The following is a 26,115-nucleotide window of genomic DNA, read 5'->3' as shown; positions in this document are numbered from 1 at the left end:
TTTTATAACATCTATAAACGATAATAAAATACTACGTGAAAAGACCGCATTTTGTATAAATATATCCCTTAAGTTGATGGGTGTGTGGCGGTACCCCTATAAATAGACGAAACAAAACCTCGTTATAAGTTCTGTAGGTTCCGTTTGGAAATAAAAGTAAGATTATGACTCGAATTTAAATCTGTCTCGGCTGTGCTCCCATTTATGACGGAAGGTTATAAATTTTATTTAATATTTTTTGGGAACGATACCCTTTTTATGTTAATTTATTAAATGTGGTAAAGTAAAATTAAGGTCTGTGCAGCAATAAAACTTTTTTGCGCAACAAGGATTATCGGACATTCATCTTAATGGTTATTCCATATATTAGTGGACATAAAAGGACTATTTTTCGTTATATGATATCCAATAATGTTTATTACTTAACTTGGTTAAAAATATAGGGGGAGCAAATGATTATAGGGTATATTTGTATAAATGACTGCGAGCAGAAAATGATTGATGGGATTCGATCACTTACCGAATTTGGATGTGAAAAAATAATTAAAGACAATCTTATAGAAGTAAAGAAAAAGAGATCCGAACTAGAAAAATTGTTTGATTATATATATACAGAAGATGTTTTAGTTGTTGAAAGTATATTATGTTTGGGAGAAAAAACGTTTGATATTTTAAAAACTCTTCAGAGTTTAGATGAAAGAGAGGTTGGTTTTATATCATTAAATGAGGGAATAGATACGAGAACAGTTGCAGGAAAAGCTATGTTGCGTATGATAGCTATTACCCTAGAATTAGAAAATAAATTAATTGCTAAAAGAATAAAAAATAGCCTGAAGAAAAGTAAGACGAGAGGGAAAAGATTAGGAAGACCACCATTAGCAGAAGGGAAAATTTCAATTGCATTACACATGTATGATAGTAATAAGTATTCCATCAAAGAAATTGTAAAAAAAACAGGAGTGTCACAAACTTCTCTATATAGAGCAATCAATGCTGGAAATAAAAAACACAAATAGTATCATATTTGTGTTTTTTATTTTGAATGCAAATTCCCTTTAAAGCATTGGTTACTCCCAAAAATAAGTTAAATTCTCATAAATAACTGTAAACTAATAAAATACCTTTTCACATCACAACAATAATATAAAAGTTTTAATATAACACTTATCATAACAAACTACTCAAAGAACAATGTTTATATAGCAAAGGTTATTTAACATCTATACTAATACGTAATTAAAGATACGCACACCAGAGGTTTAAAAACATTTTCTACTGTATTCCCATTTATACAACATATACACTTAATATATTTCAAAAGTCACTAGCAAACTTTGAAAATACATTTTAATATCTATATACTCAAAACCGAAACCTGTATAGCTTGTTCGTTTTGTCCCAACCTCCAAACCGAAACATACTTCTCATTAAAATCTTGTTTTTATAATAAATGGACAAGAAGTTAGAAACCCCATGGGATAAGCCTTCTGCTTGTCCACGTCTTCGGTCTAGGGTTATGAGAAAGATAGTATTTAATTATTGAAAAGGAACGTCGTATATAAACCATGTTCCATTTTTTTTATACATATAGAATTGAATGTTGGTACCCATCCATGGGGGCATATTAATAGCTGCGGAATCCTTGTAATCTTCGTTTATTACTACAGATGATCTTGCAAATCTAAAAGAGGATAGAATTGTTTTATGAAATTCAGGCGCTTCTTTTAAAAATTGTTTCTTTTCCTCTGTCATTTTTTTATCATTTTTATAGAAAAGATAAGTTATTTCATAATCTTTTTCTTGTATTGAATGTAAATATAATCTTACTATTGTTTTAGGTTTTTGTTCTTTTAGTGTATAAATATCTTGGGATTTTTGTAATTTATCATATAACTTTTGTTCTGTATGATTTAAATCTGCTAAATAAGGTGAAAGAGGAAATACAAACCAAAGAATAATGATTACTAAAATTAATAAACCTATTTTTTTCTTATTCATTAAAAGTCCCTCACTCCACTTATTGGCAATATAAGGATATTTTAATATATATAATGCGGTTTTGCTAGGCTTTTTATTACAAATAGATTTTCTTTGTTTGCCTTTTTGTATTTACAGTTTTGAATAAGATTAATTATTTTTCTGAAAGTAAATTTCTATTCAAAAGTTTATTTTCGAAAAAAGTAAAAAAAGAGTCCTAAATTAATAGGACTCTTTTTTGTTTTAGGATAATTTTGAATTTTTAACTTGATGTTGATGTGACAGAACCTTAGGTATGTAGAAATTTTAAAAAAAGTTCCTTAATAATGCAAAAGGGACTTTGCTCATACAAATGATCTGCACATCAATTTATTTTTGATATACAGATCATTTGTATGATAATTTTATAGATAATTACTAAATAATGAATTTACATAAATGTTTTTAGGAGTTCTTGAACGAATGGGATTGCTCCACCTATAAATTTTAAAACTGTCATTGCGATTTCCATATTATTTCCTCCTCTTGTTCGTATTAAGGTATGATAATTTTATAGATAATTGCTAAATAATGAATTTACATAAATGTTTTTAGAAGTTCTTGAACGAATGGGATTGCTCCACCTATAAATTTTAAAACTGTCATTGCGATTTCCATATTATTTCCTCCTCTTGTTCGTATTAAGGTATGATAGTTTTATAGATAATTGCTAAATAATGAATTTACATAAATGTTTTTAGGAGTTCTTGAATTAATGGGATTGCTCCACCTATAAATTTTAAAACTGTCATTGCGATTTCCATATTATTTCCTCCTCTTTTTTGAGTATTAAGATGTGGTGAATCTTTATATTTTCATTATAGTAAGCGCTTACATTTATATCAATGTATTTTTATATGCAATATTACATATAGTAGGCAACGAACTATCACGTTTTGGCATTAAGACATGTATTGGAAATTAATTATTCCCTAAAACAAAAAAGAACTTGTAGAAGGACTACAAATTCTTTTTTTAGATAGTGCTAATGTTAATGGTTAAAAAATTTGAACAGATAGTAAGACCAAATCAATTTATCATCATAATTTTGATTTGAAGTTTTCGATTCTTGAATTTTTTATAACTATATTGGGAATGTTGATAATGGTATTTTATAGTGATGTGAAAAAAGCGATCATTAATGAATTTAAAATAAAAAGAAGACCGAACTAGATTGTTTTTTCTGGTTTGATCTTCTTTTTATTTTATTTTTTGCTTGGATTGTAGGTGAAAAAGAAAGGGGCAGAATCTGAATCCAGATTCTGCCCTATTCCTTAGTTGGTCATTACAGTTAAGATGGTTTACTCTCGACAAACATTGTTTTTTGAAATAAAAAACATATAGTTTTTACTTTTTTAGACTACCAAATGATAGTGAGTGTATACAAGACTTTATGCAAGATTGCATGAATTTAGGACTAATTCGTTAGCTATCAAAAGTAACGACTCACCGAGAAGCCCCCACTTCAAGTAAGCTCGTAAGAGCTACTAAGTGGCGGGTAGTTCACTTCACTGCAATAGGTTACTATTATTTTAATACCTTTCTAAATTTACGACCAAAAGAAAGAACCATACCTGCAAGAACCATCAATACACCCATTGCTGCACTGTTATTTGTACTTGCACCCGTTTTTGGAAGCTCTTTATATGTATCTTCTTTTTTATCAGTAGTACTATTGTTTGAGATATTACTGTTACCAGTATCAGAGACATTGCTGTTGTTAGTACCAGTACTGCCATTATCAGAACCGTTATTGTTGCCTAAACCATTATTTCCGTTATCAGAACCGTTACCATTGTCCTTATCTTTCACAACTACTTTTTGTATTGTAGTTACCTCATTACCTGCGGAATCTTTGACACTATATATTACTTCATAAGTACCGGCTTTAGATGTATCAACAGTTCCTTCATGCGTTACTTTAGAAGTAAGGTCACCGCCTTCTTTATCAGTAGCTGATACTCCTGCCATTGGGGCGAATTGATTACCCTCAATAATTGTTGTTTCAGCAGGTACTTTTAGTACTGGTTTTTCATCTTTAACTTCTTCTCCAGCTTTAACCGTTACTGTTTGTTTCGCAGTTACTTCATGGCCTTTAGTGTCTGTAACAGTGTAAGTTAATATGTAAGTACCGGCTTTAGATGTATCTACTTTACCATCAACTGTTACTTTAAAAGTAAGGTCGCCGTCTTCTTTATCAGTAGCTGATACTCCTGCCATTGGGGCGAATGAATCTCCTACATTAATTGTTGCTCCAACAGGCACTGTTAATTTAGGTTCCATATCTGGAGTTTCTCCATTTCCCTCTACAATTACAGTCTGTGTAGCCGTTGCATTAACCCCTTGGGAATCGACAACCGAGTACTCCACAATGTAGTTACCTGGTTTAGAAGTATCTACATTGCCTTTATGTTTTACTCTATTTGTTAAATCACCATCTTCTTTATCAACAGCTTTTACACCTCTCATCGGGTCGAACGTATCACCTACATGTAGTGTAGCTGTAAACGGTACAGTTAACTCCGGCGCTTGGTTTTCCGCAGGCTTTTCTTTTTCTTTCACTGTTACCTTGATTTTTGCTGCATCAAAAGCTTCTTGGACTGCTTGAGCTTCAGCTGAGTTCGCGCCATATTCATTTGTTGCAACTCGAAGACATGCTGATCTCAATTCAGAGAAATCAGAAGTCATGTTTAATTCATCAGTGTTTGCATAATAGAAAATATCAAACATTTTATCCTCGCCAATACCTTTTACAGTTACACCGTTATGAGTGCCACCTTTTGCAATTAAATATGCAACTTTATTAATAATACTTGAGTTGAAATGAACGCCTCCATCATCCTCTCCATTTAAATTATTATATTTACTATAATCATCTGGATATGGCACTCCATTTGAATAATTGATTGAAGATGGATTTTTCATATCACGTAAAACTGATCCAGTTTGTTCTCCTATTGTCCAGTTAAAATTCCCATTGTTTATATATTTCTCAATAGCCGTCCCCATAATATCCGATAACGCCTCGTTAATCGCACCAGATTCTCCGGAATATTCAAGATTGGATTCGCTAGATGTAACCGCATGTGTAAATTCATGTCCCGCTACGTCAAATGCCTTTACCATAGGGTCTCCATATACGAGCATACTACTATTATTAATATTAGCACTTAATGCATTTTTCCAATTTTTTGGATCGTTCGTATCCTCAGAATCCCAAGCGTGTACAACTGAAACTACTTTTTGTCCCTTATTATCAAAACTATTACGCTTGTATTTATCTTTATAAAAATCAAATACTTTTGTTGCTAAGTAATGAGCACTTACCGCTTTTGGGTCATTAAATGTTGTTGAAGTGCTAGTTGCTAGTGTGCCAGGATAATAGCTTTCCTCTTTAGTAATATCTCTGTAATTCACATCATATGTTTCAATTCCTTGCCCTCTTGAATAATCAGAAAGTGAATATTTTTCATTACTTTGTTTAGAAATACCAAATGTACGAGATATACCGAAAGCATCTTTTCCTGTTCCAGTTAATGATGTAAGATTGCTTTTACTACTTTCCTTTAAGGCACCAACAAGCTTCTCACTTGCTTTTAAATCTGATTCTTGTACCATATTTTTTAACATTTCACCATTATGTGCATTCACTAAATAAGTTCCAGATACATATTTTGGTGTTGCTGCAGTAAATGTAACCTGGTAGGCATTACTGGCTTGTCCATTATTTTCATCAACAAAAATAACTTCCTTTACTTCTGGCTCAGAAATAAACTTGATATCATTCCCATACTTCGTATAAATATATTGTTTCGCTTTTTCTTGTGATAGATTAATAGGCTTCTTTAAATCTTCTTGTTTTAAATTTTGCGCACTATCCCCTGAAACACTTTTAATAACACCCTTTTTATCTACGTGTGCAGTCAATTGATACCCATATACTTCTTTTCCTTCATATGTTTGTTGCATACGCACAAGTGTAGTCCCATCATACGAACCACGTTTTTGAAGAACCTTATAATCTACTCCCATTTCTCCATTCACTTGTTTTGGAGACAAAGCTTGCTCTGTCTGTTCCTTAAGGGCATCTTTTACTACATTTTCTGGTGCCTTTTGTGATGGTTGTGTAAGTTCACCTGTACGGAACGAATCCTCCTGAATTTGAACTTGTAATTGATCCGTTTCCTCTGCATGACCTACTCCATATGGTGTTACAGCTGTTAAAGCTAATCCTGTTGTTAATGCAACTGTAGCTGTTCTTTTTTTATTTTTCATCATATTTACCTCGTATCATTTTCTAAAAAATTAAGCTTATAAAAAGGTAACGTCACATGCCTATCAACCTAGCAGAACAAATTGCCCCAAAACGATAAAAATGAACTTCGGTGCTATAAAAACACAAAATTTTTGTTTAGGGGGTACTTTAAAATCTTAGCTTGATAGCGATGTGGCGGGACCCTTATTAGGAAAGGGATGGTGCGCTTATATATTTTAAAAAGAAAAGACACCCTAAGGTGCCTTCCTCCGACTTGATAACCACTTTAATTTTAATAACATTGGACTCCCATCCAAATATTATTTTACCACGTTAAGTAATGTTAGTCATTGAGAATGTCAAATACGTAGTGCTCATATATGGTGACCCCTAAGAGCATGCAAGATTTTATACAGTTTTTTGGTTAATTCAGTAACAAACGAGAACCCTAAAACCGCGCCAGGATAGGAATGTATAAAAAAATGAATAGAGTCATAGAAAAAGAAAAAGGCGGATTCCTTGTGAGAGTATGAATCCGTCTTTTTCTTGCTACCGATAATTTTATGTTATGTTAACTGGTTTTGTATACGATATACATTAAATGACGATGTAAATTAGTGCTGCTATAAGATTTGGAATAGCCATTATTAAAAAACCTTTTGATTGATCAATACGGCCAATTTTACGCGTTTCCTTTTTTGAAGAAAAGGTTCCTTTGTTACCTAAAATTAAACTATCAATGAAGTAAGCTAAAGCTAACCCAATGCTAATTAACCCAAAAGTTCCACATACATAATAAATGTGGCTCCAATCCCGACTAAAATAAGCTTCTACAGATACGATAAGTAATAGGAGTATTCCTGGAATGAGTCCTCTTTTTATCATTATGATCCCTCTTTCAAAAAGATTTAATATCCATATAATACCATATTATTAAGTGTATATTTTTTAAACAAATTCCGATAATGAGACGTTATATTAACTGGTCGTGTATAGGATATACATTGTTCCTTGTTCAAAAAATGAGAAATTTCAGTTGAAAAAGAAAAGATATATTTTTACAGTTACTAATTTATCAATTATACTTAATGCATTCTTTCAAATGAGGTGAATTGAATGTCGTTCCGTATTGTTCGAAGTAATTAGTTTTCGGGCTGGAAAAAACGCGTACCAGCTATCAAGGGGGGAGTCTGCCCTTTTTTCTGAAAACTAAAACTTAGAACAGTGCAGGAAGTCATTTTTAGTTATGAAACCAAGGCACTGTTATGTGACTTGGTTTTTTACATTTGAAAGGTGGATTTTAAAATGAATGAATTAGAATATAAAAACTTTTATGATAGAGTTGGAGAAATAAATGGTTGGGATTTCAGTAAAATAAAGAGCACTTCAATAGGAGTACAATGGAATTTTTATGAGGAAGTGAAAATTGAACGTTCATAATTACTCTCATATTTTTGTGTATATTTTGACAGCATTCGAGGTTTGCGCCAGAACCTAGATCCTTTCATAAACACTTTTGGCAGGGCTAGAATTGTTCAATTAGATATTTGAACATATAAAATAATCCGCTAGTATCTAAACTAGTGGATTTCAATTCATTATTTTTTCCATTCTGTAAGTTTGACATCCCATAGCAATGCATCTGTATCAATAAATTTAATACTAAGTTCATTTGCTTTAGCCAACTCTATCCTAAAAGAACTTGTGGATGTAGATATGCTTTCTTCAGAGAATCGAAGGGTTTGTACATCTTTTCCATCAATAGAAATAATTATCTTACCGGAATGTTTGCTAGCACTATCAGGGATACCGAGATATCCCGAAAGTTTTGCATACTTACCTTTTAACAAGTATTTAAATTGCTGAGAATTTGTCCCTTTACTACTAAACATATTTAATTTAGGTTCAATTTTTTTATGAGCCACTTCAAAGCTAGTGGAATTGTTAACTTTCGGTACATATCCAGTACTTTCTGTCAGTTGATTTAGCGCTATAACGGTTCCATTTTTTGGGGATTGTTGTTCCTTTTCTAATGATTTATTAATTTCACCTACAACTACAAGTACTCCTAATGTCAAGATAAATGCTGTTACACCTGTAATAATAAAGTTTTTCAAAGTATTATTAGAGCGAAATCCTATTTTATATGCACAAAAACCTATTGTAGCACCCATTGCATTCACAATTACATCATCAATGTCAAAGCCACCAAGAAAAGTAACCATTTGTAGTACTTCTAGTATAAGAATAGAAATACAGAATGAAGTAATAAATCTAATAAAGCTACAACGATATAACATAGGAATTAATACCCCAAAAGGTATGAATGCTGTTAAATTTCCAAAATTAAAAAACCATAGATTAAAATCTTCCCTATCTACCATATTTGGCAAGCTCAAAGGAATACTACTTGGAATTAACTGGAATTCATATTCGTGGTTAATATATTTTAATCCCAATCTATCGAAACCAAGAAACATAAAGTAGAGAATCAGAACGGAATATAGTCCTAATATTGCGAGGGTAATGTTACGATGTTTTCCGTTGATAATAAAACCTCCTATTACTAATAATTGTTCTTATTGATACTTTTACAAATTCGCACATTTTAAATATAACAATAAAACCATGTCCGTGTAAGTAGTAATTCGGTTCTGTTGCAAAGTTTTTAAAAGTAAGTTAAAATTTTGCAAAACAAAGCGAGGAGAATACGTCATTCCTTTCTTTTTCTCTCGAACAGATTGATCTTGTAGACGTTTTTTTGTTCTTTTTCTGTAAGTCGATGAACAATAACATGAGTCTGTACTTTGTCACTCATCCCTACATAAGCATCTGTTATATCATAGGTTTGTCCTGGCTGCATGGAATTCATCAACTTCTCCATATCTAATTGAACGTATTGCGTACCTTTCTTTATTCTTCCGGCTTGAAAGTAACCTGGATTGAGATTTTTCTGAATTACAAGCTAATAATGGTTCGTACATCATTATAGCGTGATTCTCCGTTACATATTGATTTTCTACAAACTGTTTCTGTTGGCTATATATTCTACGTTGAATAAAATTATGTCGTATATAACCACCCCAGTATGCAGATTGGATTGAGTGTTTTTTTTCATAAACTTCATATTGATAAAGCTGCGGATAGTCTGTTCTCCATTCACCAACTAAATGTTTATCTGTGATATAAAGGTGGAGTTGATACGATGGGTCCGTTTCATTTTCAATTTGTAAGTCCAAATAGTTATAGGAACAAGATCATTGCTTTATTAAGAAGGGGTAGCACCACATCGCTATCAAGATAAGAAAAGCAAATACCCCCAAACGAGAAAATTGACATGTCCAGATGAAAATGTACAATTTTTTGTTTTGGGGGCGTTATAAAGTTTTTAAGTTGATATGGGGTATCACCTATTAAATTTTTACGAGCAGTAATACGCCCTTATAATGATGGTATAATAAACCACTCAACTTCATTTTCTTTTTATTGATGGGATTGCGCATTTGAAATTGCATTATATAAAAACTGTGCATACTGTTCACGTGTTACGTTCATATCCGGAGCAAATTCCCCTTCTCCAACTCCTACTGCAATATGGTTCGATTGCAAGGCACTAATCGCATCTTTTGCCCATGAATTTGCTGGAACATCGTTGAAATTATGTGGCGCCTTTACATCTAATCTAAACGCTTTCTTAATAACTTGTGCCATTTCTGCACGTGTTAATGAAGCTTTCGGTCTAAAGTTTCCTTGATCATCTCCTTGGAAAATTCCTAGCTTAGTTAAAGCTAATATTTCCTCAGGAAACATTGTTGAATTTCCATCGATATCTCTGTATGGATTTTCATATTTATCTTGTTTTTCTATATGCAAAGTACGGTAAATTAATGCAGCTACTTGTTCACGTGTTACATTATCACCCATACCAAATATCCCATTTCCATAACCTGCAATAATTCCTTTATTCGCTAAATCATGAATTGCATGAAATACCCAGTGTTCTTGTGGGACATCCTTAAATGTAGTTCTATTTACTCCTGCATCGATTTGCAAATCATTTTTTATTACATCCCAAAGTGGATTATCTTGACGTTTTGGTTGCCCCTCTTCATCCCATTTTATTTTTTCTGTTCCTAATTCATAATTCATTCCTGTCCAAGTATCTTCACGGAATGCATAGAATGATTTATGCCATCCTTTCTGATTGAATATAGAAATTAAGTCTTGCATGTATTGAGGTGCTCCAGGAACGGTACGATTAATTCCAAATTCCTCAGCAATGATTCGATTAGATGGTACATGATTTTCCTGAGACCAATTTTGCACAGGCTGTAAGAATGTATTTAATCCATCTTTATCCCACATCATAGGTGTTTCTAAATCTCCTACTTTTACAATTCCAGGATATTGATACTCTTTATTTTGCTTTTCACGTTGACTTGTTAATTGATATGGCTCATACATATGAAATGCATACAATGTCTTATTATCTTTAACTGGTTTAAGATATTTAAAAGCCCAAGGTGTGGCATATAGACCTGAATCTAAAATAATAGGTGTTTCTTTATCTACTTCACGAATTGAAGTAACAACTTTTTGATAAAATTCATTTAAATCAGCTGGGGTTCCCTTCACTTTTGAATACCATTTCTCATAATCTTCCGTCCAAAAATCATTATATCTATTTTTCTTAGATGTTTCTGGATGTGGTTCATTGATAATGTTGTAACCAACCACAGCGGGATGATCTTTCAATTCAAACGCAAGGTCCTTCCAAAATTGGCTTGCTTGTTCTTGATATTTCTCTTCTTCCCAGATTCTATCATCATTCTGATTATTGTTAAATTGACGCCAACGATCACCAGGTAATGAAAGCATTGTAAGTACAACTTTAATCCCTTGTGATTGTGCAGCATCTAAATCTGCTTTCAATTTTGCTACATCCTCTTTCACTAATCCTTGATAATTATCTGCATTACCGATAAGAAAATCTTTTCCTGATGTATCTGGTTTGTCTTCAAATAAGAAATCCTTATCTTTTGCCCATTTATCAGGTGCTAAACGAACATATTCAATATGAGCTTCCTTTGCACTTTTGTAGTTCTCAGGTAATGAAGTGCTATTCATAAAATTAGTACCTGTTCTTTTAGAATTCCAAAAATCCATTTTGGAACCTGCACTTTTGTATGTCTCAGCTTTCACATTCATTTCTTGTATACCTAAGCTCATCATGCCTATTAATGCGACTATCGGTATGAGTTTTTTCATAACTTCTCCCTCTTTCCATGTCAGTTTCTTATTATAAAATAAATCACTTATGTTACAGGAAAGTGACAATTTCAAAAAAATCAATATATCAGTATTGGCAGGTAAAGAGGGAGCAGACACAAAAACAGGCTGTGGAGAAAGTCTTCTTCACAGCCTGAGAACAAGTTATATATCCAAATATGACTTGTTCCTTTCACTATTTAGTTTTTATCGTTTGTTATAGGTGATATAACTAGGGTCATTATAAACCCACTGATTCGTTTCAATTCTTAGCCAACCATTCTTTTCTTCATATACTGTAACTTTTTCACCTTTACTTGCCTTTCTAACAATAGAGTAGTTTGTACCTGCTCCACTCCGAACATTTACCCCAATACCATTTATTTGAGCTGTTCCAATTGGATTTTGAACACTACCAGTTTCAATTACTTGAAGCATGTTTAGAATGAATGATGCTGTTTCACCACGAGTTGTTGTTCCTTTAGGGTCATATTGATTGTCACCCTTACCTTTTACAATACCTAGTCCATACAATCTTTGTACGTCTTCCTTATAGACAATTTGGTCTTTGTCTGAGAATGGTAAGTTTGCAACTGGCCCCCATAGACCTTTATACTGTAAAGCCTTGTTTACAATAATTGCTGATTCTTCTCTTGTAATAGGTGTGTTTGGGTCAAAATAACCGTCACCTCTACCTGCAATGATACCTGCACTTGCAGTGCGTTTAATACCATCTCGTAAAGTTGAGTTTGCATCGTTTAGGTCTTTAAATGAAATATCTCCAGCTGGCAGGTTTAGAGATTTAGAGATTAATTGAGCAAATTCGGCTCTTGTTACCGCTCTATTAGGTGAGAAAACACCGTTCCCTTCCCCTGCCATAATACCCCTTCTATTTAGCTCTCGAATAGCCGGCTCATACCAACCTCCTGTAATGTCGTCTTTTGGTTGATAAAGATTATTATAATACCCTCCAACACCATTTACGAATGCATCCCATTGCCCATTATTAATCATGTTAGCAGGACAATTTTTACCGCTCCACTTTTGATGTTTTACGATGTTATTTAACGGTACACCAGTTTCTTTCATTAAATAAGCTACAAGTTTCTTAGCGTTATCTACTGCTTTACTGTAGTTACCATCACTGTTAACCGCGATTTCAATTGCAATAGACTCTCTATTACCCGGGCCATTACCATCTCCTGCGTGCCACCCGTTCTCGTTTAATGGTAAGTGTTGATAAATCTCTTTATCGTCCACTGTAAAGTGCCATGATGCAGCTCGGTCTGTGTTCCCTACTGCTTGGTTATATAGGTATTGAGCGTGGTTCTTAGCACCTGCTCCTACACTTGTATTATCAGTCTCATGAATTGTAATGTACTTTGGACTCATGTAGTTTTGAGGACGAATATTATCGTTACCTGCTGGAACAATCCATTCAGTGAATGGAACACCGTTTATTGTACTAGAGATGCTAGGTGATGTGGAAGACAGACTACGTTTTGTTCTGTTTGAATTGTTAGGAACAGTTAATGTACCTGTTTCTTCATGAATACCTTCTGAACTTTGAAGACTGTCTGCTTTCTTATTATCGACAGTACCTCCACCACGTCCGTCTACCTCTTCAAAACTAGCTTCAATACTTTTTAGAGCCTGTTCATCTGATGTTTGAAGTTGGTCTGTTTTACCTTGTTCCTGAACGCTTGTAGGTTGCTTATTGTTTACTGATTGTTGTTCCTCTGCAAACGATACTAATGGTGAAGATAATACCGTTAATCCTGCCGTGAATGCTACTACTTTTTTATTAAATTTAATGTTCATTTCTAACTTGGTATATCTCTCCATCTTAATAGATATACCTTCCTCCTTATACCTCTTTTAATGTGAATAATAGTGTGAATAATAGTGAGAATAATAGTTTGAATAATGGTAGTCTGAATCCCAAGAATAACGACTTAATTTTTCATTCCATATAATCAACCAAAATCTATAGTTGCTCCTACAGATTTCAGTGTTATAACATAACACTAGGGCTCCTCTCACTACTAAGACAAAAGAAAACCCAACATAGATTTTTTCTTTTGTCTTAGTAATGGGAACGTTTCAATCAGAAACCGAAGAGAATGATAGAGACTTATATTGTTCTCCTTTGCGATTTCAACCATACCCTACATGATAGCACTCCCTCTAGTACATTTGCAAAAATATAGAATAAATAGCCTTATAATAACAAAAACTCAAAATATATATCAAGCAATTTTTTAAAAGTAAGCTAAACTTTTGCAAAACAGAATGAGGAGAATCATAAATGGGATATTTTAAAGGAAAACAGTTCAAACAAGATATTATTTTGGTAGCCGTCGGCTACTACTATCATTTTTCTTAAGTTATCGAGATGTATCTGAAATTTTGAAAGAACGTGGCGTATCGGTCCATCCCACTACCATCATGCGATGGGTTCATGAATATGGAAATCTCATTTATCAGATTTGGAAAAAGAAAAACAAATCTGTGCAGCTGTCTTGGCATCTGGATGAAACCTATATCAAAGTGAAAGGCGAATGACGTTATCTCTATCGAGCAATTGATAAAGATAGACACACATTGGATATTTAGCTTCGCAAAAAACGAGATCATCAAGTGGCTTATGCCTTTATGAAAAGACTAATAAAAACATTTGGAGAAGCAACGGTTCTCACAACAGACAAGGCTCCCGCGTTACTTTGCGCGTACAATAAATTGAGAGAGCAAGGCTTTTTTAAGCATACCATTCATTGCACAATCAAGCATTTGAATAATCTCATCGAACAGGATCATAGACATATCAAGCGACGTTTTTCTAAAAACGCAGGATTTCAAATTTTCCGCCATGCTTCACGTACTTTGAAAGGCATCGAAACTATTCATGCCCTATATAAACAAAAACGAAGTTTGCAACAACCAAACCTCGTTTTTTCGACGTACAATGAATTAGAGAAACTATTCAAAGTTGCATAAACTCTACCTACTAAATTAGGATTTTTTTGTTTATATAAAAACTTTGCAACAGAGCCCGTAAAAGAAAGATTTAGTTTCATTTATGTTAAACTTTCATATTTTTTATAAATTAATTAGGATATAGTTCACTTAACATAGCATGTGGGTTCTTATTCCAAAATCTATCTAATGGGGTTCTTAACCCTTGATTAATTATCCACCTTCTACTATACACCCTTATTAGTTCTTCATTAGTTAATTTTTCTTTTTCCTCTATCGTCCATTTCAATGCTTCCAATGCTTTCTCCTTTGTCCAAAATCCACGAGGGGCCCTATTTAATTCCCATTCTTTAAATTTCCCTGGATACAACTCGTGTAGCATGGCATATGGACTATTTTTCCAAAATCTCTCTAATGGGGTTCTTAACCCTTGATTAATCATCCATCTTCTACTATAGACCTTTATAAGTTCTTCATTAGTTAACTTTTCTTTTTCCTCTATCATCCATTTTAATGCCCCCAGTGCCTTTTTCTTTGTCCAGTAGTTTTTAGGTGTTTTCTGGAATTCCCACTCTTTAAAACATCCAGGATATAACTCATTTATCATACTAAATGGACTATCATTCCAATATCTCTCCAATGGGGTCCTTAAGCCTATTTCTGAAAACCAAATTACACTAATTTTTTTTCTTATCTCCTCATTATTCATTTGTTTTCTTTCCTCTATCGTCCATTTTAATGCTTCCAACGCTTTTTTTCTTGTCCATAAACGACTAGGAGTTTTTTTAAACTCCCATTCCTTAAAATGGTCTGGATATAATTCATTTATCATTATGTAAGGACTATTTCCCCAAAAAATTTGGCAAGGCGAACTCAAATTATGATTAGATAACCACCGAACGTTATAAACCTCCAATAGTTTATTATCTGTTAACCTTTCTTTTTTTTCTATCGTCCATTTTAATGCTTCCAATGCCTTTTCCTTTGTCCAATAGTTCCTAGGTGTCATTTGAAATTCCCATTCTTTAAAACAATTCGGATAAACATCATTTATCATTCCATATGGGCTATCATAATATTTAACGCTAAGTAAACCACCTAATTTATATTTAACAATTAATTGGGATTTCCAACTCTTAAGAATTGTTTTTTTATCCCACTTTAAAACTTTTTCTATAAGATACTTGATTACACGTTTTGCTAGATTATTATCTTGATCATCACTCCATGTACCTGTGGGAAATCTGTTCCTTTTACTGTCCAATATCTCTTGGTATATCTCTTCTATTTTTATTACCATTACAATCCTGTTCTCTCTTTCTATAGTGATTTTTACAGTAAACTAGATAAAAATCACCAGCAATTACAAATTTATTTCTAAGCAATAATCCACCTATATTTTAAGTACTAATAGGTGAATTTTGTTCATAATTAATATATATAATTGAACACCAATCCCCCCTCGATAAGGGGGATTAAGGGGTTCAGCCCATCAAGTTAACATTTTGAAGTTCCCCTTTAACGAAAATTTTGTGTTTTTTATAGCAACGAAGTTCATTTTTATCGTTTTGGGGGCAAACTGTTCTGTTAGGTTGATGGACATGGGGTACAGCCATAATTACACATACAGAAAAAGAATCCCTTATGATTTCTGGGATTCTATTTCTTGTTTAAAGTTTTTTCAGACAAATGATCTGCACATCAATTTATCTTTGATATACAGATCATTTGTCTGATAATTCCTATAAATAATTGCGGAGTAATAAACTTACATAAATGCTTTTAAAAGTTCTTGAACCAATGGAATTGCTCCACCTATGAATTTTAAAACTGCCATTGCGATTTCCATAATCATTTCCTCCTTTTTAATATTATGATGTAGTAAATCTTATACTCTCATTATATTAAGTGTATCAACTCATATCAATACATTTTAATATGCAATATTTCATCTTAAAATCATGCTTAATACTGTTATAATAGAAGAGGTAAATTCTACAGCATTTTTCGATATACTAAACGGCTAATGAACATAAAAAAGGAAGAGAATTTTTAAAATTCTCTTCCTTTTTTATGTGTTCATAGACAGTACTCATCTATATTAAGAAAGTACACCTATACAATTATTGGTTTTGAAATGCTTGATGATTTACCTTCAGCTAGAGGAATGACACATGCAAATCCGCAATTAGGAACAGGGGGATTGGAGCAAATATTTACTCCAGAATTTAAACAACTTGTAAGAGAAGGAAGAACAAAGCCGATGTTGGATAAACAAATGATGAATAGATTAAGAGAAAGTGGCGTAGAATTTGATCCTATATTACTGCAACAAGTTGATAAAGACGGAAAATATGTTTACAAGAGTATTTGTGATACTTTAGAGGTATTAACAGATGATTCTAACATAATTAAACTCAATAATTATAATTTAAATAAAATGGAAATAAGGAAAATTAAAGCGGCAATCAAAAACATAGAAAATAGCGGCGGAGGAATAAGATAATGAATAATTTGAAGCAAGGTATATTAGAGATTAATAAAGTTTTAATAGCTCCTAATCTTAACCTGAGCGAAGTTATTATGAAATTTAATAAAGATGATATTAAAATAATGAAAATAGATGATGAAACTACAGTTGTAGGACTTTTAGCACCTACAAAAATAAATACCAAAAGTTTTAGGATAGATATTTTCTTTAAAAATGAAGTAATTTGGTCTATTGATCTTAGAATAGATGATCCAGAGATAGACGAACCAATTATGAATGAGCATGATTTTTGGCGATATGTAGCTGAACAAAGAGAATGGCTTATTGAGGAATTAGGAAAAAATGATGGGATACGTGATGATATTACGTTTGAGTGGGGAAAAATAGGTCCTTGGTTTGATCCGAGATCATTTGGAGCAGGTATAAGTATAGTATATTTTCAAAAGTAAAAGTAATGAAACTTTAAATATTAATTACAGAAGTTTAAAGGTTCTTGTATAAATGGTTTTAAACAAGATTTATATGGATATGCAGGTGATAGGTATATGAGACGTATTCTTCCTACTGTGGTTAGATTTGTATGATAGCTTATCTATACCAGAGGAGGGGGAATGTGTATCAATTTAAAACAAAGTTGTACTGTTTATAAAAAAGTCATACCGTTTTGAAGAAGGTTAACCGTTTATAAAAAAGATGAACTGAAATAATCTAATCATCATCTGGAAAATGGTTCTGGTGCAAAAATACCAAGACTCTTGCAAGTAATCTCCTAATCTTGGACATACTGATAGTATGACTCTAAAAAGGTGCGTGATCAGTATGGAAAAGGAAAATTTGTTTAAATGGAAGCATTATCAGCCTGAACTAATCTTATTAACAGTAAGGTGGTACCTACGGTACAATTTGAGCTTCCGTAACCTGTTGGAAATGATGGAGGAAAGAGGATTATCAATTGCTCATACAACGATTATGCGCTGGGTTCATCAATATGGATCTCAATTAGAAGAGAAAGTACGACATCATCTTAAATCAACAAATGACTCATGGAGAGTCGATAAAACATATATCAAAGTAAAAGGTCAATGGATGTACTTATACCGTGCAGTCGATTCAGAAGGGTATACAATTGATTTTCATCTAAGTAAATCAAGAGATAAACAAGCAGCCAAGCGCTTTTTCAAGAAAGCCTTGGATTTTTCGTATGTTTCTAAACCTCGCGTGATAACAGTAGATAAGAACCCTGCCTATCCTGTAGCGATTCAAGAGTTGAAAGAAGAGAAACATATGCCTGAAGGCATACAACTAAGGCGAGTTAAATATCTCAATAATATAGTGGGACAAGACCACCGGTTTATTAAAAGGCGAGTTCGTTCTATGTTAGGATTCAAGTCGTTTAAAACAGCAATCTCTATATTGAGTGGTGTTGAAGCCATGCATATGATGAAAAAAGGGCAACTTATTTTACTGGATAAGTCTGTCCAAAACCAGAAAGAATTTATTCATAAATTCTTTGGCTTAGCTTCATAAGATAGAAATGAAGAGGAAATTGCTACTATATGTTTCTAACTAAAATTTTCGCACCTAACCAAATTATGAATAGATAGGAATTAATTCTTGTGTGAACTACTCGCCACTTAGCAAAGCTTGAAGTGGGAGCTTCTCAGTTCCACGACGAAAGCAACCTTTCATCTCCCTGAGCGTTACTTCGGAGTGTTCCAACCCTAGATGTCCAACGCTTGGACGCTCTTTTGGTACGGTTGATATTTTACGCAGGAACCGAATGGCTTGGTTTTCGCACTCTATTTTCTTCCTGCAACCTCATATATCAAGTTATCAAAGAACTTCATATAGCTAGTTTATCAAAAGTTTTTGGCTATGCCAAACCGAAATTCATCTCCCACCTACCGTTGGGCTATCGCCCTTCACACGCTTGAGGAAGGAGAATTCTTTCGGTAAATTCGTTAAAATCTTCATACATACCTAAAGCAATTTTAAAAATTTTTTCTAAGCTGTCATAATCGCTAAATAGTACAGGCTTAATTCTAGTATCAGGAGAAATTAAAAGTCTTGAATATAGACTCCATGGACTACCTAATCTTAGTTCATCATTATGATAAACTACCCAAGTAAAATCCAGAACGTTTACTTTAATACCAATATTAAAATAAAATAAATTTTCTTTTTTATCACCTAGTTCTCCAACTTTTAAAAACTTTTCTTTTTTATCATAAACTGATTTATAACCTAGCTTTTCAAGTATTTGTTGAATTTCTTCAATATTGGGATTAGGAATGATCTCTTCGGCATCATAATTTTCTCTTGAAAAAGAAGAAAGTTCTGTGTGCCTATTAACAAAGTCAATTTTTTTTAGTGCTGTTTCTATTTCAGGTTTTAATTTTAAGCTCATAATTATTCCTCCCTAAATCTTAATGTTACACCGTATTCTTCAGCTATTTCTTTATACTTTTCTATATTTTTAATGTTTTTATTAGATGCTGGCACCTCTAAAATTTAGTCTCCGTTAAGTTTTAGGCTATCTAACTCAGAATACTGATTTGATCTTATTTTAGTGCCAGGTGAATATTTATCCCTAAATTCGTTCAAGTAAGTTCTAAATGTTGACTCATCTATTTTATGTAAATCTGTAGCTTTCCTTGAAACACAAACTATTTGCTTTAAAAGAGAATTTACATTCCCAGATTGTAAAAATATTGATTTATTAAAATTTGATTTTGCTATTTTTAATAAAAATAACTCTTTATTGGCTTTAATTGAATTTGATGGCGAACAGCATTTTAAACCAGTTCCATACTTTGGTGGGAAAAAGAAATATGAAGAGACAAAGAAAAGGGATAAGATAACGAATGATTACTGTTATAATAATGATTTGAAATTATTAAGAATCCCATATTATGAAGAAAATATTGTGTCCCTTTTAGATAATCAAATACATACTTTACTAAATAAGAATACGTTCTTTATTATTTCTTGCCAAAAATATTATTTAGCCCGCTAAGTAAAAGTGCCAAGCTAGGGAAGAAGTAAAGTATAATTTGATTTGCACAAACAAATAAACCTATTGCAGATACAATCATCAAAAATCCAGCCTCTTTACATGCACCCTTAGCTTTTAGAAAGCCAAAGAATCCTAAAATAGAAAAAAATGCTCCCATACATCCAATAGTAAGACCTTTTTCAGCTCCTTCTAACTGTCCCATTTCGTATGCTAGTCTTCCTAGAAATAGAATGGCTAGCGAACATAGTAATCCTAGCAACGTACCAATCAGTCCAATTACATCTTCACCTGTTCGTTTCAACATAACAACCTATCCTTTTTTCCAAATTATGCGTATTTTATATCTGTAATATGATTGATGTATATATATATCACCTTATCATGCTTATCAATAACTCTTAACTCATTTCGAGATGTGTCATAATAATGAATATAACCTGTTTCCAATTGTATTTTTTTTCTGTTTATGATAGAAAATACTTACTTCTAGATTTTTAGACATTGCCAAATACACAACAGCATTTATTTCTTCTAATTGTTGCTCATCTAAAATAGCCATTGGCATTTCATTTTGTTTATCATATATTTCGTTTAGTCCTTCAAATTGCTCTTTTATTGCTGAAAACGGTTATCAAGACCTAAATTCAAAAAATACTTAAAATATCAAGCTCCTAACATATTAGTCATATATAATATGTTAGGAGCTTTTATTTTTGGTAATGATTTTTGAAACTGAATTTGAATCGTATTTTTCTATATTTGGGTAGAAATAAGTAAAGTCCCTTAAACAGTCGTTTTCAATATTTTTACAGAAACCCAGGATATATACGCATCTTAGTTATACTCCTTTGAATTGTATATTGATTAATAATTGGTCATTTTTAATCTTAAATATATACTTCTCTGCTAACTTTGATTGCGAGAAATCATTCGGAAAATTCCGAATTTTAGACAGGTACATTTGCTCATAGTTTACGTATAGGACTGGTAAGTGCAATGATTACTTCAATGAATTTTGTAGCTGATGCCAAAATAAAAACTGCAGCCGGATTATAATCAGAAATCACGCCATCTACTTCCTGATGACATAATTCGTTTCATTCCAATCATATCTATATCAAAACCACATTCTTCAAAAATATTTCGAGGTAGTTTTCCTTTCTCATTTTCCTCAATAAAAATACGCTTACATTCATCTGTATAAGTGATTCCTTTCTGACTTACAGATTTTATGTATGGGTTATTTGATAGAATTTGAATGTCTCTTTCTGTAAATAGCTTTTTTATCATTTTAGACCTTCTCCGATCCCAATTTTCTCTCATTATACAAGAAATACCCTATAGAATAGACTTTTTTTCAGTGTCTATTCTATAGGGTACATTTTAATATGTTATGTATCTCCCTTTTATATCAACCTATTCGTTATAAATAAGGTCTTCCGCTAAAGAAGTAAAAATCTCCCCAACAAGCGAATCTTCGTCATATACACATGACCCATTATTCTCTTCACGCTTCGCAAACGGTATTTGGGCGATTACTTCTGTTTGCAGTTGTTCTGCTAACATTTCGCCGCCACCCTTGCCGAAGAGATAGTTTCTTGATCCGTCTTGTTCTTCGTAATATGCCATGTTTTCAACGATACCTAAAATATCGTGTTTCGTATGTTTTGCCATTACTCCCACTCTAGAAGCGACAAATGAAGCTACGTTATGAGGCGTCGTAACGATTATTTCCTTCGCTTGTGGAATCATCGCAGCGACATCAATTGCAACGTCCCCTGTTCCAGGTGGTAAATCTAGAAGAAGATAGTCTAGTTTCCCCCAGTGCGTATTCGCAAGGAAGTTTTGAATCCATTTATTTAACATCGGTCCGCGCCACATAACTGGGTTGTTTCCTTCTGTAAAGAATCCCATCGACATAATTTTAACTCCGTGACTCACGACTGGAATTGCGGTTTGGTCGATCATTGTTGGCTTTTCATTCGTTTCCATCATAGCAGGGATGCTGAAGCCGTATATATCCGCATCTAAAATCCCAACTTTTTTCCCCATGCGCGCTAACGCAGTAGCAAGGTTAATCGTCACAGTTGATTTTCCGACTCCCCCTTTTCCGCTCGTTACAGTAATAAAACGTACCCCTGAATCAGGACGTAACATACTAGGCATACCTGATTCTGTTCTAGCCTCTTTCTTTAAAGATGCTGTTAATGCCGCTCGTTCTTCTGGTGTCATCGAACCGAATGTTAAAGAAACTTTTGATGCCCCAATATTTCGAAGAGATTCTTCAATATCATGTTGAATTTTTGCTTTCAACGGACAACCTTGTATCGTTAAAACTACTTCTAGCCCAACCTCTGTACCATCAATTTGTATATTTCTTACCATGTTTAATTCCACAATACTTTTGTGTAACTCTGGATCTTCTACATGACTTAAAGCGTTCATAATTTGTTCATGAGTAATCATCATACACATTCCTTCCATTATAATCATTTCACTTTATGAAAAAAGTCTCCGCTTTTCCCACCCGTTTTTTGAACTAAATATGTTTCTTTCATAACCATCGTTTTATCAACAGCTTTGCACATATCGTAAAAAGTAAGGGCGGCGATTGATACGGCCGTTAATGCTTCCATTTCTACACCTGTTTTCCCACTGCATTTTACTGTAGCTCGTATGATCAACTCATAGCCATCGGTTTTCTTTTCATAATGAAACGTAAAGTCTGTTCCTTGGATTAATATCGGATGACACATAGGGATTATATCCGCTGTTTTTTTAGCACCGATTATGCCAGCAACTTGTGCTACCTGAAGCGGGTCACCTTTTTTCAATCCACCACTTTGAATTGCTTCAAATAGTTCATTTGATAAAGAAATTGTACTTTGCGCAACAGCTGTACGTGTTGAAATGTCTTTTTGAGAGATATCAACCATTTTGGCTCTTCCTTCTTCATTCCAGTGCGAAAATTCACTCATAATGATCCTCCTTAATGTATAAAAGATGCGGTATTCAAATAAAAAGAATTAACCTCCACTTACGGGCGGGATAAACGCGACAGTATCTCCGGCTTTTACAATATCTTCGTCCATTACAAATTCCTCATTAATTGCTATCATAACTTTATCCAGCGATTGTAATTGATAGTTATCTTTCAGCCATTTTTTCAATTGATGAACATTCATCTCTCGTTTTTCTATTATTACTAATCTCTCTGAGCCGACTTCTTCTCGTAAATTTGCGAACAGTAAAATTGTTATCATCTTCTCATTCTTCTTTCTTTGGTTTTCCTTCTGGATACGAAGTATTTTCGAGCTGATCTCCTATCCACTCCGTTCCATCTTCCCAAAATTCTTTTTTCCAAATTGGGACAATTCTCTTTATACGTTCAATTGCGTATTCATTCGCTTCGTACGCTACTTTACGATGTGGTGACGATACTGAAATGACAACAGCGATATCCATTATTTCTAAGCGTCCTATTCGGTGTGTGATTGCTACTTTTGCATCCGGCCACTGATTCTCAATTTCTTCTCCAATTTCAGTAAGCTTTTTTACTGCCATCGGTTTATATGCTTCATACTCAAGATGTAACGTTCGTTTTCCTTTCGTTAATTCTCTAACCGTTCCAATAAAAGTTGTAATTGCTCCCGCTTCTCGTCTTGCTATTTTATCCATTACTTCTTCAACTACAATCGGAATATCTACAATTTCAAATAGTGCTTGTCCCATCAAAACCTCTCCCCACTTTTCGGAATGTCCAAGGCCATTCACTACCTTCGTTATCTTCTAATAAGAGAACATCAACAAACATCCCTTTCTTATATCCTCTCGTACCACCTAGTAATACGATAAAAACATTTGATTCCGCTAATGAAGAAACGGAACTAGATTTATCAAATCCTGAAGGATAAGCTATGAGTTGTCCTTCGTTATACTGGAGCTTCGCTCGTATAAACCTTGTAAATGGATTCGGTTTTAGAAAGTCTTCTCCTAGTAATGCTTTTTCTCGTTTTACATGTGGTTTTTCGCTAAACATATACGCACGAATGCTAGGTTTTACGAATAACTCAAAACCTACATAGCAAGCAGAAGGATTTCCTGATAATCCGAATAATAATTTTCCGTTTAATTGAGCTACAGTCGTGACGCTTCCCGGCCGCATTGCAACTTTATTAAAAAGAACTGCTGCTCCTAATTTTTCGTATATCGCTGGCAAATAATCGTAATCTCCTACCGAGACACCACCAGTTGTAATTAACATATCAACTTCACTTAACGCTTTTTTCACTGCTTCGTAGCACGTATTCAAATCGTCGCTAAACTTCCCAAAGTATTTTACTCTTCCACCTGCTCTTCGAATTTGAGACGATATCATATACGTATTACTATTTCTAATTTTCCCAGGTTGTAGTTCTTCATTTACATCGAGAAGTTCACTCCCAGTCGCTAATAGTCCAATGACAGGCTTTTTCGCTACTGGCACTTCGCTATAACCGAATGTAGCAAGAAGAGCAGAAATACCTGGATTAATGTAACAACCCCTTTTTGCGAGAACGGTTTCTTTACTTGCATCTTCACCTTGAAAAGATATATTGTCCCCTTCTTTAAATGAGCGTTTCACTTCCATATAGCTTTTTCTGATATTCTCATATTGACGATGACGAGTCAGTTCTAGCATGACGACCGCGTTACATCCTTTCGGAATTTGTGCCCCTGTCATAATTCGAACTGCTTGAAATGCTCCTACTTCTGTAGGAAATACGGAGCCTGCTCCAATTTCACCAATTACTTCAAATACAATTGGATTCTCACGACTAGCTCGTAAAGTATCTTCTGCCCTAATAGCAAATCCATCATATGGCGAGCGATCGAAGGAAGGAACATCGTGATCCGCTACTAAATCGTCTGCTAACGTACGTCCGTATGCTAATTTCAGTGGTACTAGTTCTTTTACACCACAATTAGCAAATCCCATTACTTTACGAACAGCCTCTTCAACTGTAATCGGCACCCTTCTTTCCATCATTACCAATTCCTTTCTATTACCCTAATAACCGATAGTATAGTTGTTTCGCTTTTTGAATTTCATTCGTTCCGTGAATGAATACACGACCATCTTGAAAGATGACGATGCGATACTCTTGTAATTGGCAAAAGAGCAAAGACAGATTCCGATCTACTTTCCCGTGGTTCTTTAATACTTTTTCTAACTCGTCAAAGTTGTAATGACTATTATGCGCCGGTCTAATTTGAACTGTATTTCTTCCGCATAAAACAGCTATCTTCGTTTGATTTTCGTATGATAAATAAGGATAAGTTCTATTTGTTCCGCACGAAGGACAGTCTTCCGTTTTGATTTTTCCTAGTTTGATAGAATGATGTTGATTACTCCATATATCAAACATTAAAAATGTTTTCCTAACTGCTTCGTAATCTTCTACTAAAATTTTGAAAGCTTCCGCCACTTGATACGCTGCGACGATTTGAACGGCAGGACTAATAACTCCAACTGTGTCACACGTCGCCCCTGTAACAGGAACACTTTTCAACACACAATGTAAGCACGGTGTTTTCTTCGGAATAATTGTATAGCTCATGCCATAACCTCCGACACAAGAACCGTAAATCCAAGGGATATTGCGTATTTGTGATAGGTCATTGATTACAAATCGAATATCAAAATTATCTGTGGCATCAATAATGACATCGACACCGTCCAATAAAGCTTCCATATTATCTACTCTTGCATCCATTACAAGAGCTTGAATTTGCACGTCTGAATTAATTTGTTTTAGACGATTCTGTGCTGCGATTGCTTTTGGCAACTTTTCTATCGCATCTTGTTCAACGTAAAGCTGTTGCCGCTGTAAATTACTCCATTCTACGTAATCACGATCAATAATGGTTAATTTTCCGATCCCTGCACGTACAAAGCTTTCCGCACTTGCACTTCCCAATGCACCTGCCCCTACTATTAATACATGCTTATTTCTAATCATTTCTTGCCCCTTACTTCCAATAGGAGTGAACAACTGTTGTCGTGAATACCGCTCTATCATGAGATAGCCTTCCTTTCATTTAAAAAATCCG

At 33.6% G+C, this 26,115-nt stretch carries 20 protein-coding genes and 5 pseudogenes; 6 read left to right on the top strand and 19 right to left on the bottom strand.

Going from position 1 to position 26,115, the window contains the following annotated elements; genetic code table 11:
• Positions 1 to 452 precede the first annotated feature (452 nt).
• On the top strand, positions 453 to 1,016 hold the full coding sequence (locus MR109_RS25320; protein WP_242274330.1) for a recombinase family protein: 564 nt from the start codon (positions 453 to 455) through the stop codon (positions 1,014 to 1,016).
• Positions 1,017 to 1,536: 520 nt separating this feature from the next.
• Here MR109_RS25320 and MR109_RS25315 read toward each other — a convergent pair.
• The 3 genes from MR109_RS25315 to MR109_RS25305 form a co-directional block, all read right to left on the bottom strand.
• Positions 1,537 to 1,998: a hypothetical protein gene (locus MR109_RS25315; protein ID WP_048374229.1), complete on the bottom strand. Its 462-nt coding sequence runs from the start codon at positions 1,996 to 1,998 to the stop codon at positions 1,537 to 1,539.
• Between the two features lie 1,545 nt (positions 1,999 to 3,543).
• Positions 3,544 to 6,291, bottom strand: a complete 2,748-nt coding sequence (locus MR109_RS25310) for a M4 family metallopeptidase (RefSeq protein WP_242274328.1) — start codon at positions 6,289 to 6,291, stop codon at positions 3,544 to 3,546.
• Between the two features lie 577 nt (positions 6,292 to 6,868).
• The gene (locus MR109_RS25305; RefSeq protein ID WP_242274326.1) at positions 6,869 to 7,156 is read right to left on the bottom strand and encodes a DUF5316 family protein; all 288 of its coding nucleotides are present in this window, start codon (positions 7,154 to 7,156) and stop codon (positions 6,869 to 6,871) included.
• 420 nt (positions 7,157 to 7,576) lie between these two features.
• On the opposite strand from MR109_RS25305, the pseudogene MR109_RS25300 reads away from it, so the two are divergent.
• A pseudogene (locus MR109_RS25300) lies at positions 7,577 to 7,696 on the top strand (SAM-dependent methyltransferase); the annotation flags it as partial.
• Between the two features lie 173 nt (positions 7,697 to 7,869).
• Here MR109_RS25300 and MR109_RS25295 read toward each other — a convergent pair.
• The 5 genes and pseudogenes from MR109_RS25295 to MR109_RS25275 form a co-directional block, all read right to left on the bottom strand.
• Positions 7,870 to 8,766: a VanZ family protein gene (locus MR109_RS25295; protein ID WP_269431829.1), complete on the bottom strand. Its 897-nt coding sequence runs from the start codon at positions 8,764 to 8,766 to the stop codon at positions 7,870 to 7,872.
• A 204-nt stretch (positions 8,767 to 8,970) separates the two neighbouring features.
• Positions 8,971 to 9,233: pseudogene (locus MR109_RS25290) on the bottom strand (IS4 family transposase); the annotation flags it as partial.
• A pseudogene (locus MR109_RS25285) lies at positions 9,217 to 9,528 on the bottom strand (VanW family protein); the annotation flags it as partial. The pseudogenes MR109_RS25285 and MR109_RS25290, both read right to left, overlap by 17 nt.
• A gap of 226 nt (positions 9,529 to 9,754) precedes the next feature.
• Positions 9,755 to 11,539 (bottom strand): S-layer homology domain-containing protein, encoded by a 1,785-nt coding sequence (locus MR109_RS25280; RefSeq protein ID WP_242274325.1) that lies wholly within the window; start codon positions 11,537 to 11,539, stop codon positions 9,755 to 9,757.
• A 207-nt stretch (positions 11,540 to 11,746) separates the two neighbouring features.
• Positions 11,747 to 13,360: an S-layer homology domain-containing protein gene (locus MR109_RS25275; RefSeq protein WP_242274332.1), complete on the bottom strand. Its 1,614-nt coding sequence runs from the start codon at positions 13,358 to 13,360 to the stop codon at positions 11,747 to 11,749.
• Positions 13,361 to 13,847: 487 nt separating this feature from the next.
• Here MR109_RS25275 and MR109_RS25270 point away from each other — a divergent pair.
• Positions 13,848 to 14,536: pseudogene (locus MR109_RS25270) on the top strand (IS6 family transposase).
• 109 nt (positions 14,537 to 14,645) lie between these two features.
• On the opposite strand, the gene MR109_RS25265 reads toward MR109_RS25270, so the two are convergent.
• The gene (locus tag MR109_RS25265) at positions 14,646 to 15,815 is read right to left on the bottom strand and encodes a DUF4046 domain-containing protein (RefSeq protein ID WP_242274324.1); all 1,170 of its coding nucleotides are present in this window, start codon (positions 15,813 to 15,815) and stop codon (positions 14,646 to 14,648) included.
• 837 nt (positions 15,816 to 16,652) lie between these two features.
• Between MR109_RS25265 and MR109_RS25260 the strand changes: the two genes are divergently transcribed.
• The 3 genes from MR109_RS25260 (at position 16,653) to MR109_RS25250 (ending at position 18,533) form a co-directional block, all read left to right on the top strand.
• Positions 16,653 to 17,021, top strand: a complete 369-nt coding sequence (locus tag MR109_RS25260) for a hypothetical protein (protein WP_242274322.1) — start codon at positions 16,653 to 16,655, stop codon at positions 17,019 to 17,021.
• The gene (locus MR109_RS25255; protein WP_242274320.1) at positions 17,021 to 17,455 is read left to right on the top strand and encodes a hypothetical protein; all 435 of its coding nucleotides are present in this window, start codon (positions 17,021 to 17,023) and stop codon (positions 17,453 to 17,455) included. The genes MR109_RS25260 and MR109_RS25255 overlap by 1 nt, the downstream gene beginning before the upstream one ends.
• A 370-nt stretch (positions 17,456 to 17,825) precedes the next feature.
• Positions 17,826 to 18,533 (top strand): IS6 family transposase, encoded by a 708-nt coding sequence (locus tag MR109_RS25250; RefSeq protein ID WP_242274318.1) that lies wholly within the window; start codon positions 17,826 to 17,828, stop codon positions 18,531 to 18,533.
• A gap of 385 nt (positions 18,534 to 18,918) precedes the next feature.
• Here the strand turns inward: MR109_RS25250 and MR109_RS25245 are convergent, their stop codons facing one another.
• From MR109_RS25245 to MR109_RS25200, 10 genes and pseudogenes are all read right to left on the bottom strand, one after another.
• Complete coding sequence (locus MR109_RS25245) at positions 18,919 to 19,413, bottom strand: hypothetical protein (protein ID WP_242274317.1); 495 nt, start codon at positions 19,411 to 19,413, stop codon at positions 18,919 to 18,921.
• A gap of 574 nt (positions 19,414 to 19,987) precedes the next feature.
• Entirely contained in the window at positions 19,988 to 20,326 is a 339-nt protein-coding gene (locus MR109_RS25240; RefSeq protein WP_242274315.1) for a hypothetical protein, read from the bottom strand.
• 114 nt (positions 20,327 to 20,440) lie between these two features.
• Positions 20,441 to 20,581, bottom strand: a complete 141-nt coding sequence (locus MR109_RS30470; RefSeq protein WP_374202582.1) for a YolD-like family protein — start codon at positions 20,579 to 20,581, stop codon at positions 20,441 to 20,443.
• Between the two features lie 506 nt (positions 20,582 to 21,087).
• Positions 21,088 to 21,312, bottom strand: a pseudogene (locus MR109_RS25230) (HTH domain-containing protein); the annotation flags it as partial.
• 126 nt (positions 21,313 to 21,438) lie between these two features.
• Complete coding sequence (locus MR109_RS25225) at positions 21,439 to 22,491, bottom strand: P-loop NTPase (RefSeq protein WP_242274313.1); 1,053 nt, start codon at positions 22,489 to 22,491, stop codon at positions 21,439 to 21,441.
• Positions 22,492 to 22,511: 20 nt separating this feature from the next.
• Entirely contained in the window at positions 22,512 to 23,000 is a 489-nt protein-coding gene (gene moaC, locus MR109_RS25220; RefSeq protein ID WP_025150807.1) for a cyclic pyranopterin monophosphate synthase MoaC, read from the bottom strand.
• 48 nt (positions 23,001 to 23,048) lie between these two features.
• Positions 23,049 to 23,285, bottom strand: a complete 237-nt coding sequence (gene moaD, locus MR109_RS25215; RefSeq protein WP_025150806.1) for a molybdopterin converting factor subunit 1 — start codon at positions 23,283 to 23,285, stop codon at positions 23,049 to 23,051.
• 4 nt (positions 23,286 to 23,289) lie between these two features.
• Positions 23,290 to 23,754, bottom strand: coding sequence for a molybdenum cofactor biosynthesis protein MoaE (locus tag MR109_RS25210; RefSeq protein WP_242274311.1), 465 nt, complete (start codon positions 23,752 to 23,754; stop codon positions 23,290 to 23,292).
• Positions 23,735 to 25,048: a molybdopterin molybdotransferase MoeA gene (locus MR109_RS25205; protein WP_098790578.1), complete on the bottom strand. Its 1,314-nt coding sequence runs from the start codon at positions 25,046 to 25,048 to the stop codon at positions 23,735 to 23,737. The genes MR109_RS25210 and MR109_RS25205 overlap by 20 nt, the downstream gene beginning before the upstream one ends.
• Positions 25,049 to 25,067: 19 nt before the next feature.
• Positions 25,068 to 26,084: a molybdopterin-synthase adenylyltransferase MoeB gene (locus MR109_RS25200; RefSeq protein ID WP_242274309.1), complete on the bottom strand. Its 1,017-nt coding sequence runs from the start codon at positions 26,082 to 26,084 to the stop codon at positions 25,068 to 25,070.
• Between the last annotated feature and the right edge of the window lie 31 nt (positions 26,085 to 26,115).

It is taken from the genome of Bacillus cereus group sp. BfR-BA-01310, assembly GCF_022664325.1.
Taxonomy (GTDB): domain Bacteria; phylum Bacillota; class Bacilli; order Bacillales; family Bacillaceae_G; genus Bacillus_A; species Bacillus_A paramycoides.
The sequence above is the reverse complement of the archived record's forward strand: the minus strand, read 5'-3'. Positions and strand labels throughout refer to the sequence as shown.

Bases quoted from the DNA above. Each gene is read 5' to 3' on its own strand.
- MR109_RS25275 (WP_242274332.1), bottom strand. From the start codon at position 13,360: ATGAACATTAAATTTAATAAAAAAGTAGTAGCATTCACGGCAGGATTA.
- MR109_RS25280 (WP_242274325.1), bottom strand. From the start codon at position 11,539: ATGAAAAAACTCATACCGATAGTCGCATTAATAGGCATGATGAGCTTA.
- MR109_RS30470 (WP_374202582.1), bottom strand. From the start codon at position 20,581: ATGGCTATTTTAGATGAGCAACAATTAGAAGAAATAAATGCTGTTGTG.
- MR109_RS25225 (WP_242274313.1), bottom strand. From the start codon at position 22,491: ATGATGATTACTCATGAACAAATTATGAACGCTTTAAGTCATGTAGAA.
- MR109_RS25310 (WP_242274328.1), bottom strand. From the start codon at position 6,291: ATGAAAAATAAAAAAAGAACAGCTACAGTTGCATTAACAACAGGATTA.
- MR109_RS25210 (WP_242274311.1), bottom strand. From the start codon at position 23,754: ATGGGACAAGCACTATTTGAAATTGTAGATATTCCGATTGTAGTTGAA.
- MR109_RS25320 (WP_242274330.1), top strand. From the start codon at position 453: ATGATTATAGGGTATATTTGTATAAATGACTGCGAGCAGAAAATGATT.
- MR109_RS25315 (WP_048374229.1), bottom strand. From the start codon at position 1,998: ATGAATAAGAAAAAAATAGGTTTATTAATTTTAGTAATCATTATTCTT.
- moaD (WP_025150806.1), bottom strand. From the start codon at position 23,285: ATGATAACAATTTTACTGTTCGCAAATTTACGAGAAGAAGTCGGCTCA.
- MR109_RS25305 (WP_242274326.1), bottom strand. From the start codon at position 7,156: ATGATAAAAAGAGGACTCATTCCAGGAATACTCCTATTACTTATCGTA.
- MR109_RS25200 (WP_242274309.1), bottom strand. From the start codon at position 26,084: ATGATAGAGCGGTATTCACGACAACAGTTGTTCACTCCTATTGGAAGT.
- MR109_RS25205 (WP_098790578.1), bottom strand. From the start codon at position 25,048: ATGGAAAGAAGGGTGCCGATTACAGTTGAAGAGGCTGTTCGTAAAGTA.
- MR109_RS25250 (WP_242274318.1), top strand. From the start codon at position 17,826: ATGGAAAAGGAAAATTTGTTTAAATGGAAGCATTATCAGCCTGAACTA.
- moaC (WP_025150807.1), bottom strand. From the start codon at position 23,000: ATGAGTGAATTTTCGCACTGGAATGAAGAAGGAAGAGCCAAAATGGTT.
- MR109_RS25240 (WP_242274315.1), bottom strand. From the start codon at position 20,326: ATGTTGAAACGAACAGGTGAAGATGTAATTGGACTGATTGGTACGTTG.
- MR109_RS25245 (WP_242274317.1), bottom strand. From the start codon at position 19,413: ATGAGCTTAAAATTAAAACCTGAAATAGAAACAGCACTAAAAAAAATT.
- MR109_RS25255 (WP_242274320.1), top strand. From the start codon at position 17,021: ATGAATAATTTGAAGCAAGGTATATTAGAGATTAATAAAGTTTTAATA.
- MR109_RS25265 (WP_242274324.1), bottom strand. From the start codon at position 15,815: ATGGTAATAAAAATAGAAGAGATATACCAAGAGATATTGGACAGTAAA.
- MR109_RS25260 (WP_242274322.1), top strand. From the start codon at position 16,653: ATGCTTGATGATTTACCTTCAGCTAGAGGAATGACACATGCAAATCCG.